General features: G+C 39.9%; 12 protein-coding genes. 9 read left to right on the top strand and 3 right to left on the bottom strand.

Annotation, left to right across the window (positions count from 1 at the left end):
* Positions 1–7: 7 nt before the first annotated feature.
* Together H6G77_RS13310 and H6G77_RS13315 are read right to left on the bottom strand one after the other, a co-directional pair.
* The gene (locus tag H6G77_RS13310; protein ID WP_190589673.1) at positions 8–691 is read right to left on the bottom strand and encodes a response regulator transcription factor; all 684 of its coding nucleotides are present in this window, start codon (positions 689–691) and stop codon (positions 8–10) included.
* 182 nt (positions 692–873) lie between these two features.
* The gene (locus H6G77_RS13315) at positions 874–1,980 is read right to left on the bottom strand and encodes a sensor histidine kinase KdpD (protein ID WP_190871804.1); all 1,107 of its coding nucleotides are present in this window, start codon (positions 1,978–1,980) and stop codon (positions 874–876) included.
* A gap of 407 nt (positions 1,981–2,387) precedes the next feature.
* On the opposite strand from H6G77_RS13315, the gene kdpA reads away from it, so the two are divergent.
* The 9 genes from kdpA (at position 2,388) to H6G77_RS13360 (ending at position 10,981) form a co-directional block, all read left to right on the top strand.
* Positions 2,388–4,133, top strand: a complete 1,746-nt coding sequence (kdpA, locus tag H6G77_RS13320; protein ID WP_190871805.1) for a potassium-transporting ATPase subunit KdpA — start codon at positions 2,388–2,390, stop codon at positions 4,131–4,133.
* A 53-nt stretch (positions 4,134–4,186) separates the two neighbouring features.
* Complete coding sequence (gene kdpB, locus H6G77_RS13325) at positions 4,187–6,319, top strand: potassium-transporting ATPase subunit KdpB (protein ID WP_190871806.1); 2,133 nt, start codon at positions 4,187–4,189, stop codon at positions 6,317–6,319.
* 195 nt (positions 6,320–6,514) lie between these two features.
* A complete protein-coding gene (locus H6G77_RS13330; protein WP_242049212.1) occupies positions 6,515–6,718 on the top strand; it encodes a potassium-transporting ATPase subunit F in 204 nt (67 codons plus the stop codon).
* Positions 6,718–7,362, top strand: a complete 645-nt coding sequence (gene kdpC / locus H6G77_RS13335; protein WP_190871808.1) for a K(+)-transporting ATPase subunit C — start codon at positions 6,718–6,720, stop codon at positions 7,360–7,362. The genes H6G77_RS13330 and kdpC overlap by 1 nt, the downstream gene beginning before the upstream one ends.
* A 44-nt stretch (positions 7,363–7,406) precedes the next feature.
* The gene (locus H6G77_RS13340; RefSeq protein WP_190589667.1) at positions 7,407–7,637 is read left to right on the top strand and encodes a hypothetical protein; all 231 of its coding nucleotides are present in this window, start codon (positions 7,407–7,409) and stop codon (positions 7,635–7,637) included.
* A 63-nt stretch (positions 7,638–7,700) separates the two neighbouring features.
* Positions 7,701–9,161, top strand: coding sequence for a hypothetical protein (locus tag H6G77_RS13345; RefSeq protein ID WP_190589666.1), 1,461 nt, complete (start codon positions 7,701–7,703; stop codon positions 9,159–9,161).
* A gap of 4 nt (positions 9,162–9,165) precedes the next feature.
* Positions 9,166–9,417 carry a hypothetical protein gene (locus tag H6G77_RS13350; RefSeq protein WP_190589665.1) on the top strand — a complete coding sequence of 84 codons (252 nt, stop codon included), beginning with the start codon at positions 9,166–9,168 and terminating at the stop codon, positions 9,415–9,417.
* A gap of 349 nt (positions 9,418–9,766) precedes the next feature.
* Positions 9,767–10,099, top strand: coding sequence for a TrkA C-terminal domain-containing protein (locus H6G77_RS13355; RefSeq protein WP_190589664.1), 333 nt, complete (start codon positions 9,767–9,769; stop codon positions 10,097–10,099).
* Between the two features lie 366 nt (positions 10,100–10,465).
* Positions 10,466–10,981, top strand: a complete 516-nt coding sequence (locus tag H6G77_RS13360) for a pentapeptide repeat-containing protein (protein ID WP_190871809.1) — start codon at positions 10,466–10,468, stop codon at positions 10,979–10,981.
* Between the two features lie 75 nt (positions 10,982–11,056).
* Here H6G77_RS13360 and H6G77_RS13365 read toward each other — a convergent pair whose 3' ends face one another.
* Entirely contained in the window at positions 11,057–12,064 is a 1,008-nt protein-coding gene (locus H6G77_RS13365; protein WP_190871810.1) for a ribonuclease T2 family protein, read from the bottom strand.
* Positions 12,065–12,325: the final 261 nt, after the last annotated feature.

The raw sequence follows: 12,325 nt of genomic DNA on the forward strand, positions 1-12,325 counted from the left end.
GATTTTGCTAATCATTCACAATGATGTCGCTTTTGATTAATCCTTTTTGTAAAGCCATCATCACAGCTTGAGTGCGATCGCTCGCCTCTAACTTTTGTAAAATGGCATGAATATGCACTCGCACTGTTCCTGGTGCAATATATAGTGCAGCTGCAATTTCTTGATTGGTTTTACCTGCTGCTAACAGCGATAAAATTTCTTGTTCGCGCCCAGTTAGGGGATTGGTAGGCTTTAAGATATTGTCTGTCTGGGGTGATGGTTCAGCCAAAACAGAAGAACGAATTTCTTTAGTTGCAGTTTCATCCCACCAAGAAGCGCCAGCCGCCACAGAACGCAATGCTAAAACTAATTTTTCCGCAGCAATGCCTTTAAGACAATAACCTTGAGCGCCTGCTTCAATTAACTTGAAAATTAAAGACTTTTGCGAGTGGGAAGTGAGAATTAAAATTGGCAATGCCGGATTTTGCTGCTTAATTTGTCTACAAGTTTCAATTCCACCAATTCCCGGTAAACCCACATCTAACAACACAATATCTAGAGGATGTTCTTTGACTAGCTCAATAGCTGTTTCACCATCTTCAGTCTCAGCAATAATTTCTAACCCAGGTTCTTGCTGCAACCGTACTTGCAAACCTAAGCGAAAAAGCTCATCATCTTCAACTAACAAAATTTTGATGGGGGTAGAAGACATTTCACACAGGTAAAGGGAATAGATAACCCGAATTTCTCACGTATGGGTAGCGGGTGTGGAGAGAGAGGGGGGTGTGGGGAGTGTGGGGGGAAAGATTTTTTCACCATCCTCCCACCCCTCCCACACCCCTGGATTTCTCTCTTGTGAGAAATCCAGGATAAGACTTCGAGGTAACCGTGACTTCAGCCGCTAGGCGCAAGATGTGGATAAACAGGTAGTTTAAAAGCAAACACAGCACCAGTCGGCACTTTGTTTTCTGCCCAGATTATACCCCCGTGGGCTTCAATAATTTGCCGAGATAAATAAAGCCCTAAACCTGAGCCTTTGGCTTGACGGGTGCTATGTCCTTGATAAAATCTTTCAAATAAGTGAGAAAACTGTTCTGGTTGAATACCCGCACCCGTATCTAAAATTTTCACGACTTGATAAGAAGTTTGGGGTTCTAAAAAAACTTCCACCTTCCCACCACGGCGGGAATGATTAATAGCATTGACTAACAGATTATTAAACACACGATGCAGTTGCAACGCATCACCATACACCCACAATGATTGTCGCCAATTAGAATCACCATAACCGACCGACAGATGAACACGACGATTTGCCGCTAATTCCATCAAATCACCAGCCGCCTCCTCTGCCAAGATAGTTAAATCCACTGGTGCTAAGTCCAGTTTTAAACCTTCGGTATCGTTGCGATAAACATCTAAAAGCGTTTCTACCAATTGTAAGGAAGTTTGATGACTGCGTGCCATTGTTGATAAAACTTGTTGCTGCATTGGTACAACTGGGCCGAATTTTTCTTGTTGAAAAGCTTTGATAGTTTCAATTGCTCCTAACAACGGTGTTTTTAAATCATGAGTCAGCGTCGAAGCAAAATCTTCTCGTACCTTCACCAATTCCGCTTGCGATTCTAACTTGGCGCGAGTGAGAGCGATCGCCTCTTGAGAACGACGCAGGCGATCGCTTAAAATACCAGTCACAATCAAAGCCATCACTGCAATTAAGCGACTAGCGACCGTGGAGACTTTCACTAATTCATTTCCAGGTACAACCAAATTCAACAACGTCAAACACACCGCCACCAAAGTCGCTAAAAAAGTTGCCCTGCCACCAAACCAATAGTTTGTTAATAAAATTGCGCCTGTATAAAGATATCCAAAAACATATTCTGTTGGTGTTTTAAACTCCATCACCATCACACCAACAAATAGACACAATATAATAATAAATCTGCCTAATTTATAGCCTTGACTATTTTTCTGAACTCCAAATTTATCTGCGTTCATCAGCGTTCATCCTCTGCTATCGGCGGTTAATTCCTTGTTCCCGTACCCTCAACAGTGAGTATTGCTATCTTCAATATAAAACTTACGCAAAAATTCCCGAAAAGCTTAATTTATCTAACCGCCAAGTCGCCGAGAACGCCAAGAAATCGTAGAGTCTGCGTAAGTCCTAATATATTCTTGATTAATACCTCATGACAATAGTTTATCTTCTCTGCGCTCTCTGCGTCTTGGCGGTTCGTTTATCATAAATTAACAGCGTTTAGAAACCAACTAAACGCTAGATATAGAAAAAAATAAACGCTGTATAAGTATAAATTTATATCCTCCATCCCTTGTTTTTCCCTCATGAAAAATCGATGATCTAAATTAATTCAATTAATTACAAATTGTCTAAATAATTAATATTTATGCTCCAAGGATGGATTCAAATTGGACTAACGCTACTGATTGTAGTAGCCATAACTCCATTTTTTGGGCGATATATGGCGCGTGTTTATCAAGAGCGCAGCACATTTCTCGACCCAATTTTAAACCCAATTGAACGCATACTTTACTCTTTAGTTGGCGTTCAGACTAAAGCAGAGATGACAGGCTGGCAATATGCCAGAGCCATTCTCTACAGCAATATCGTTATGGGTTTGCTGATATTCTTCATTCTCATGAATCAAGGATGGCTACCCTTTAACCCAACAAAAATCCCTGCACCAACTTGGGATACAGCCCTACACACAACAATTTCCTTTATTACTAACACCAACCAACAGCATTATTCTGGTGAAACATATTTGAGTTACGCCAGTCAAATGTGGGGGCTTGGTTATCACATGTTTACCTCAGCCGCCACGGGTTTAGCAGTGGGAATTGCCTTTATTCGTGGGTTAACAGGTAGACCATTAGGTAACTTTTATGTAGATTTAATTCGCTCAATTACGCGAATTTTATTACCTATTTGTATTGTTGGTGGAATTGCATTGATGGCGGCTGGTGTTCCCGAAACCTTAGCAGGGCCAGTTGTATTCCCCACCTTAGAAGATTCTAGTGTAAGTCAGGCGATCGCTCTCGGCCCCGTTGCCCATTTTGAAATCATCAAACAACTCGGAGAAAACGGCGGCGGCTTTTTTGCCATTAACTCAGCCCATCCCTTAGAAAATCCCAACGGATTTTCTAACTTAATTCAAATTGTGGCGATGTTATCAATTCCCACATCCTTGATTTATACCTACGGCTTATTTGCCAACAACACTAAACAAGCCTGGTTAGTTTACGGGATGGTGGGCGTAATTTACATCGTATTTATTATCATCACCGCCATTGGTGAATATAACGGCAACCCCGCAGTCAACGCACTCTTAGGTAGTACCCAACCCAACTTAGAAGGTAAAGAAGTCCGCTTCGGCTGGGCGCAGTCAGCCTTATTTGCCGTCAGTACCACCGGAACCATGTGCGGTGCAGTCAACAGTTTACATGACTCCTTTATGCCCAACGGTGGTTTTGTCACCCTCTCCAATATGTTTTTACAAATAATTTGGGGTGGACAAGGTACAGGTACAGCTTATTTATTTGCCTACCTAATTTTGGCAGTATTCGTCACAGGCTTAATGGTAGGACGCACACCAGAATTTCTCGGACGCAAAATCGAAAAGCGCGAGGTAGTACTAGCGAGTTTCTTGATTCTCCTAGTTCACCCCATCTCCATTATGATTCCTGCTGGTATTGCTTTAGCCTTCCCCGACCAACTAGCAGGAATCAGCAACCCTGGCTTTCATGGCTTTGCCCAAGTCCTTTATGAATATGCTTCGGCTGCGGCTAACAATGGTTCAGGCTTTGAAGGCTTAGGCGACTCCCAACCATCACCCATCGCCATTGCAGCAGGCGCAAAAACCACAGCAACCGCCCTCTGGTGGAACCTCAGCACTTGCTTCAGCCTCCTCGCCGGACGCTATATTCCCATCATCGGCTTACTCTTACTCGCCGATAGTATGTCTCGCAAACCCCAAGTCCCTTTCACCGTTGGCACATTACGCACCGACACCGGACTATTTACAGGCGTAACCGCAGGCGTAATTTTAATTCTCGGCGCACTCACATTCTTTCCCGTCCTCGCCTTCGGCCCCATCGGTGAAGCCTTCTGGATAGCCAAAGGCATCGGCTAAGACAATACTCCTTTGCGCCTCCGCGTCTCTGCGTGAAAACATTCTCTCTTTCTATGAAAACCAACACAACACCTCGTCTTCCTCAAGGAACCCGTGACTCGCGCAAACATACCCCCAAAACAGATATGCGGGGACTCTACCAACGAGCGATTAAAGAGTCATTTCTTAAACTCCACCCAAAAATAGCTGTTCGTAACCCAGTCATGTTTATCGTCTGGGTAGGAACAATTGTTACCTTTCTCGTTACCCTCGACCCCAATTTATTCGGCACAATTCAAGCAGATGTTAATCAACAACGCTTATTAAACGGTTTAATTACACTTATTCTGTTCTTCACCGTTGTCTTTGCCAACTTTGCCGAAGCCGTAGCCGAAGGACGCGGTAAAGCCCAGGCTGATTCCTTGCGCTCCACCCGTTCTGATACCGTTGCGAGTAAAATTCTTCCTGATGGTTCAATTCAAACAGTTAATTCTACAGAACTGCGACGTGGCGATTTAGTCAAAGTCGTAGCTAATAACATGATTCCCGCCGATGGCGAAGTGATTCAAGGTCTTGGTTCTGTAGATGAGTCAGCCATCACCGGAGAATCAGCCCCAGTACTCAAACAACCAGGTACAGATATTGCCAGTTCAGTTACAGGCGGTACGCGCTTGCTTTCTGATGAATTAACAATTCGGATTACTGCTGATCCTGGTAAGGGTTTTATTGACCGCATGATTGCCTTGGTAGAAGGCGCAGAACGCACCAAAACACCTAACGAAATTGCCTTAACGGTACTGTTAGCAGTATTAACCCAAGTCTTTTTAATTGTGGTGGCAACAATGCCGCCCTTTGTTAACTTTATTGCTAACTTTATCAGTACCATATTTGGTGCGGAAGCCGGTAACAGCTTACGGGCTGGTGCGAGTGTGGCGATTTTGATTTCATTATTAGTTGCTTTGATACCAACAACCATCGGTGGTTTACTCAGTGCGATCGGCATTGCAGGGATGGATAGAGTAGCGCAATTTAACGTGATTGCCACCTCTGGACGCGCCGTCGAAGCCTGTGGTGATATTAATACCCTAGTGCTAGATAAAACAGGTACAATCACCTTGGGCAACCGGATGGCGGATGAGTTTATCCCTGTCAACAGTTACACCATTGAAGATGTCGCCAGAGTTGCCCATGCTGCCAGTGTATTTGATGAAACACCAGAAGGGAGATCAATTGTCAAACTGGCAGATACTTATCGAGTGGGTGTAGATTTCGATATCAACCAAGCAGAAGGTGTAGAATTTTCTGCCAAAACCCGGATGAGTGGGACAAATCTCCCCAACGGTAAGCAAGTCCGTAAAGGGGCGGTAGATGCCATTAAAAGCTTTGTTCGCTCTCGTGGAGGCAAGATTGCTAGTGATGTTGATGCAGCTTATGAGCGAGTTTCGCGGTTAGGCGGTACACCCTTAGCCGTTTGTCAAGATGACCAAATTTTTGGGGTTATCTATCTCAAAGATATTGTTAAACCTGGTTTACGCGAAAGATTCGACCAACTCCGGCGGATGGGTGTCAAGACAATTATGCTCACAGGTGATAACCGCATTACTGCTGGTGTGATTGCTCAAGAAGCTGGTGTTGATGATTTTATCGCTGAAGCCACACCAGAAGACAAAATTGGTGTAATTCGTGCCGAACAATCTCAAGGTAAGTTAGTAGCGATGACCGGAGATGGTACTAATGATGCACCCGCATTAGCTCAAGCCAACGTGGGTTTAGCCATGAACTCTGGGACACAAGCTGCAAAAGAAGCCGCCAACATGGTGGATTTAGATTCTGACCCCACCAAGTTAATTGATTTGGTAACTATTGGTAAACAGTTATTAATTACCCGTGGGGCGTTAACTACTTTTTCTATTGCCAATGATATTGCTAAGTATTTCGCCATTATTCCCACTATCTTTGCGGCGGCGGGAATTGGCGCACTCAACATTATGGGATTGAAAAGCGCCCAATCAGCAATTATCTCAGCCCTAATTTACAACGCCCTAATTATTCCGGTACTGATTCCTTTAGCACTAACGGGAGTCAAATTCCGTCCCCTGACAGCAGATCAATTATTAAGACGCAACATTTTCATTTATGGTTTGGGTGGAATTGTTGCACCTTTTATTGCCATCAAATTAATTGATGTCATCCTACCTTTGTCTTGATAAGAGGGAGTGGGGAATAGGGAATCGTCTGCTGAAATACCATTTATCTGTTTTCATCTGCGTTTATCTGCGTTTATCTGCGGTTAATTATTCTTTCTTGTACCTCACCATCATAAGAACCACTATATTTTTGAGTGGAATAGTTGTATGAAATCTTTTCGTTTACCTCAAATATTGACAGAAATAATTGATTTTATGGCTGATTACCGCATTCCAAGATTACCTTTATATATCTTTTTGGGAATGTGTTTAAACATCGTGGTTGCGCCTGTTGTTTATGCTGCCACCGGAGAAAGTTTTTCCCATGTTCAAGCTTGGTCACTAGGTCTGTTAGGGCTAGTAACTTTGAGCCTTTCTACTTATTTATTTTTTGTTATGTTTGTCCCGGAGAAATTCTAATGAGTTTTGCACGCGAAGTTAACAGAGCCATTCGTTCTACTTTAGTTCTTTGGGTAATTGGCGCTATTATCTATCCCTTGGCGATGATTGGTATTGGACAGATTATTTTGCCATTTCAAGTCAATGGTAGTTTGATTAAAAATAGCCAAGGTCAAGTAATTGGCTCTAGTTTAATTGGTCAACCTTTCACTTCTGAAAAATATTTTAATAGTCGTCCTAGTACTACCAGTTACAGTACTGCTGACCCGAAAAAAGATGATGCTGGAGTATTAAAAACTGGGGTTTCTGGTGCGAGTAATTTAGCACCAAGTAATTCAGCATTGATTGAACGTATCAAAGGTAAAGATGATCCCGACCCCAGCAAACGTGTTGAAGGTGATTTAAATCGGTTAAAAAAAGCAGGTATTCAACCTACTGCCGATTTAGTTTACACCTCTGCGTCCAGTCTTGACCCCCACATTACCCCGGAAGCTGCCAAAGCACAAGTTAACCGTGTAGCCAAAGCGCGAGGACTCCAACCCCAACAGTTAGAAACTTTGATTGCTCAAAATACCGATGGTCGCTTTTTGGGGATTTTTGGTGAACCAGGAGTTAATGTTTTGCAATTAAATTTAGCTTTGGATGCGTTAAAATCTGCAAGTTAGTTATGATTTTCTGCCCGAAACTTTTCCTGTTCACACCCGAAAAAATGAAGTTAATTATCTGCTTGAGCTTTGTTGCGTGGATGGTAATAATATCTAGTTATTCCTGGTTAATGCTAGGAATAAAATATCAATACTTTTCCCGATTAGCAGATATTAACTTAATCCCAGATACCCCAGAAACAAAACTTCTGCAACGAGAACGGGGTGGTATTCGACGGGTAAGAAATCAAGAGATTGCTAATAAAATGAATGCTAGTTTGAGCAAATTAGTATAAGTTACTGTTTGCAGTTGATTTTATGTTGCGATCGCACCTCTATTTAGTCAAGCAAAGATATTTATGAAACAGAAAGAAACTATCTTCGTTATTCCTACTCACCGCCTCAGAGATGTAGCCGAAACTATTGAAAAATATGATGAAAATTTCTGGGCTAATGGTCACGCAGTCAAAATGATCGTTTTTGATGATTCCAGTATTGCCAATTACGAAAAATATTATCCCCTTCTTGAACAAACAAAAACCGTCAATGATGTTTTTTATGTCGGCCCCCACGAAAAAGAAAAGTTTATTAATTTTTTAAACGAGAGACTACACGATAAAAAACTAGAATCGCTTGTCAAAAATTTATTTCGGCCTAGTTATGGTGGAAATCGTAACTTTACACTCATGTATACCCTGGGACATTTAATGGTTAGTGCCGATGATGATATGCGCCCAGATGCACTGATTGAAACTAGCCCAGAGTCTTTATCAAATGATGAAATATGTCGAGGTAAACTCATCAAAGCTGAACAGAAAGATGGCTATATTCATAAATCTTTTGATATCCTCACAGCTTTTGGTGATGTTCTAGGGAAAAAAGTCAGTCATGTCCCCGAAAACTTTGAGATGGGAGAATATTTGATTGATACAGCAATGGATTTAGAAACCAACACCACAAAAGGTTACTTTACTGAAAACTCTCTTTTAGTCCAAAAGGGAACAGTTTTTAATAATGCTGTTGTTAAAATTGCCCAGACATTCCGTACTGGCACTAATGATATTGATACACTTGATTTTGTTCATCTGTATCTCAATGACGAAAATCAAATTAGTCCCAATGACCTGAATGATTTTTATATTTTGACTAATTTTAGACCTGTGATTACTAATAAAAACTGGCGGATGGATTGTGGCGTAGCTGGATATGATAATCAGCTAGGTTTACCGCCATTTTTCCCAACCCGATTAAGGTTTGAAGATTACATATATCGGTTGTGGATACAGCAAGAAGGTATTGTCGCGGCTCACGTTGATGCTGTTCAGAACCATATTCGGAATAATTACATGCGAAATCCACTCGCTAGTGAAATATTCAATGAAGAAATATGCAGTCTACTCAAAAAGAAAATTAAAGATAGCTTATATCATCTTGATGATTTGAGTATCAAATTTGACTATTCTGGTGAAGTGACTTTACTAGATTCTGAGGAAATTCTGGAAAAAATTTCTGCTATTTATCATCAAGTGATCAAAGAATCGCAATCTACTCAAAATGAAGAAAGAAAACAGTCTCTACAATTATTTGCTAATAACTTATCAAGAGTATTTTATGGGTTTGAGCCGGATTTCTTTCAACAAAATGTCTCCCGTATTGTGGATGATGTAATTAGTCAGTTTCATGCTTCTTTAGAAATTTGGCCTACTTTAGTGGAAATCTGTTACTTGTATAAAGATAAAAAGAACCTACCGCAAGTTCGGGTAAAAAACAATAAACTGAAATCCAGAAATGGTTCGAGATTTGGTGAAGTTTTAGTCTAAATATATGCCAGAATATCATCAGCCAGAGAAAAATAATTTTCTTTATCCTTGCACTCGCTACTACGGAAAAGTCAAACCAGAAAATTTGGTTTTTCATAGCAATCTACAAGAATTTGCTCAAAAAGTGGGTTACATAGCTGGATTAGAAACAGGTGGAAAGCTATCTTTAGAAGAAGCATACGAACAGATTACTAAGCTTTGGCAACAATTACAATACAGCAAGCAAGAATTGGGTGTTGGTGCAGATTTACCCTAAATATTTAGGTTGATGTTAGTAGGAATTACCTAAATATTTTATTGCTAAAGATTGCATATTTGCATAAGAATTTATCAGTCAGAAGTCAGAATCCAGAATGAGGTGAATCAAGGTTGTAATAGACAGAACTTTTCATTGTCTATAACCATGATTCATCAACTGCGATCGCTTCTGACTTTTGTATTTTAAATACTTACATCAAGGTCATTATAAAATAAACAGATGTTTAGTTATAACTAAACATCTGTTTATTTTATTCATAACGTTTAATTTTCAGGAATATATATCCTTATATCTAGATTTTTGATTTAAAAAAATGCAGAATAATATCTAGAATTAAAAATACTTTATGCTTGAAAATCAAAGTTTTATCGAACCTAGTTTATTTGGTGTTTACATTCAATCAAATAGTATTTACTGTGGGATTCATTTAGCTAAGGTTACTTTACCTGATCAATGTACTTTTCTCGGTATTTTAAGGGCAGGTCAAATCATTCCTCTACAATCTAATCCAGAGATTTATGCTGGAGATTATATTCTAGCGATCGCACTTAATCCAATGATGGTTCCCGCACTCAAAGTTACTCTCAAAAAAATCCATTCTGTTTACTATTCTCTCAGCAACTGCTTGCTAGAAGCTCGACCACATTACATTAGTAATTACTCTCGTGATTTTAATTAAATCTCTATTTTTGAATAATGTAATGTGAAGCTAAAAAAATAACAATGTGTAGATAAAAGCATGTCTTTTTTAATAGTGTGTTTAGCATCTGCTTTTTTAGTTGCAGCTTTGGCATTTTTGGTATTTATCGTTTTAGAGCTTTGTTTAATTGTCCAAAAGAGAATTAAAAAAATCAGAGTAAATCAAATTCCGAAATGTCCTTGTTACCATTGTCGTTTCTTTGATGCAAACCCTTACATTAAATGTGTGGTTAATCCTTCGCTGGTTTTAACAAAGAAAGCTTTTAACTGCTTAGATTACCAATCTAAATAAATTATTGTAGCTATTTTTATAAGTTCTTTTATTGGGTTGGAAAATATGATTATTATGTTGAGATTTATCTGGATTATCAGTTATTTAACAATCACTTCATTAGTGAGCCAAGATAATAATTTAATTTGGCAAAATCCAGTGAAAAAGCTACAAGCAACCAGAAAATGTCTTAGCTGTGACTTATCAGGGTTAAATTTATCAGGTGCTAATTTAGAAAAAGTTGATTTGCGTTCGGCAGATTTGCAAAGAACAAACCTCAGTCATGCTAATCTACGCTATGCCAATCTAGAGTGGGCAGATTTACGCAATGCAAATTTACAAGGAGCCGATTTAACAGGGGCAAACCTCAGCATAGCCTCTTTAGGTGGAGCTAATTTGCAAGGAGCTAATCTTGAAGCCTCAAATTTGAAAATGGCTAGTCTCAGAAGTAGTAATCTTAGTAATGCTAATCTTGCCAAAGCAGCAATTAATCAGGATTTACAAAACAGTAATTCAGTGATTTTATGCAAAACAACATTACCCAATGGAGTTACATCACGGCGCTGTAATAGTCAGTTGAATCAAGACTAAAATAATAAGGCGATCGCACCTACTAAATTTGGCTGCGATCGCCTCATTATTTTATACTTAACCCAACGACTTTAATTAACTACGTGCATCATCAATTAAGCAAGCCTGAAACTTTTCTTGCTTGGCTTTTGGGCTATTGATTAGCAAGTCACTAATTAAAGTGTTAGGTGTAATATCACCTCTGAGGTTAAGCCACAGTTCACCTAATACAGCATTGGTGCATTTAACCTCTGTCTTATCTCCAGCATCAGCAACAAGAGATGACAAGGCTTGATCGATTTCCTTGAGAGTAAGTTGGCGACCAATATTACTCGCTACTAATGCTTGAATTGGTGATTTGTTTAAGACATCAAGCAAAGCAATGGCTTCAGTGAAATATTCCTCTGCTGTGCCTTGATAGCAAGTACCATGCTTAATCCATTCATGTCTTTGCAAGTTAGAAGCGGTTCCTGGCATTACTGCTTGTAGCTTTGTCCAAGTTTCTGGTGAAAGTTCTTTCTCTACAGCTGGCAACTTTGACCAATCACTAGTTTTATCAAAATTGATATCACTTTGACTGACTCCACAGTAAATATTAGATGCTGGCTGAGGCCACAAACCATGTAAAACGAAGTGAGTAGCTTCGGGACGGTCTGGGTGTTGTGCTAAATTTTTACACTCAGCTTTGTCGGGTTTGCTTTCACAAAAAGCAGGTTGCCAACTTACTGCTAGTAAATAGTCATTACCCACAGCTACAGGAATTACAGGAGGGATGTTTCCTGTGGTATCAGTAGATACACCATTAGAACTAACGCAACTAATAGCAACCCAACGCTGAGAAGGGCTGGCACCAGCAATTTCCAGCAGGTAGTGAGTCGGGTTATCCTTATTTTGATCAACGATTTGATAAGTTTGTCCCGGCTGTAATCTGACATCACCAGGGTTTGTGCCTTTTTTAATCGAGCTTACGGCTTCACAAGCATCAACAGCAGTGGTGAATTGACCTGCTGAGGAACTTACAGCTAGAGCCGGAGAAGACCATAAAAGACACGAAAATGCTAACAAAACTACTAACGCCAGCGTTTGTTTGAGCGATCGCAGCATAGAATACTCCTTATATCCATACCTAAATATTCATAGGCGCAAAATGTTTTTCCTGATTTTAGTTAGTAATACGCTTGTAGTATTAATTGTCTCTAAAATCGGCTCCATTATAAGCGCATACAAAGAAAATCTATAAGTGGTAATACTTAAATTAAAATAAAATCATTAACTCTATATATAGTGTTGAGTTGCTGGATTAGATGACAAATTCAAGAATTTAGAGTTTTATTACTGTGTAAAAATATTAGCCACGATTACTTA

It is taken from the genome of Aulosira sp. FACHB-615 (assembly GCF_014698045.1).
Lineage (GTDB): Bacteria > Cyanobacteriota > Cyanobacteriia > Cyanobacteriales > Nostocaceae > Nostoc_B.

What these genes read in the sequence shown, in the direction of transcription:
- H6G77_RS13310 (WP_190589673.1), bottom strand. Translation starts at nt 691, where the DNA reads ATGTCTTCTACCCCCATCAAAATTTTGTTAGTTGAAGATGATGAGCTT.
- H6G77_RS13315 (WP_190871804.1), bottom strand. Translation starts at nt 1,980, where the DNA reads ATGAACGCAGATAAATTTGGAGTTCAGAAAAATAGTCAAGGCTATAAA.
- kdpA (WP_190871805.1), top strand. Translation starts at nt 2,388, where the DNA reads ATGCTCCAAGGATGGATTCAAATTGGACTAACGCTACTGATTGTAGTA.
- kdpB (WP_190871806.1), top strand. Translation starts at nt 4,187, where the DNA reads ATGAAAACCAACACAACACCTCGTCTTCCTCAAGGAACCCGTGACTCG.
- H6G77_RS13330 (WP_242049212.1), top strand. Translation starts at nt 6,515, where the DNA reads ATGGCTGATTACCGCATTCCAAGATTACCTTTATATATCTTTTTGGGA.
- kdpC (WP_190871808.1), top strand. Translation starts at nt 6,718, where the DNA reads ATGAGTTTTGCACGCGAAGTTAACAGAGCCATTCGTTCTACTTTAGTT.
- H6G77_RS13340 (WP_190589667.1), top strand. Translation starts at nt 7,407, where the DNA reads ATGAAGTTAATTATCTGCTTGAGCTTTGTTGCGTGGATGGTAATAATA.
- H6G77_RS13345 (WP_190589666.1), top strand. Translation starts at nt 7,701, where the DNA reads ATGAAACAGAAAGAAACTATCTTCGTTATTCCTACTCACCGCCTCAGA.
- H6G77_RS13350 (WP_190589665.1), top strand. Translation starts at nt 9,166, where the DNA reads ATGCCAGAATATCATCAGCCAGAGAAAAATAATTTTCTTTATCCTTGC.
- H6G77_RS13355 (WP_190589664.1), top strand. Translation starts at nt 9,767, where the DNA reads ATGCTTGAAAATCAAAGTTTTATCGAACCTAGTTTATTTGGTGTTTAC.
- H6G77_RS13360 (WP_190871809.1), top strand. Translation starts at nt 10,466, where the DNA reads ATGTTGAGATTTATCTGGATTATCAGTTATTTAACAATCACTTCATTA.
- H6G77_RS13365 (WP_190871810.1), bottom strand. Translation starts at nt 12,064, where the DNA reads ATGCTGCGATCGCTCAAACAAACGCTGGCGTTAGTAGTTTTGTTAGCA.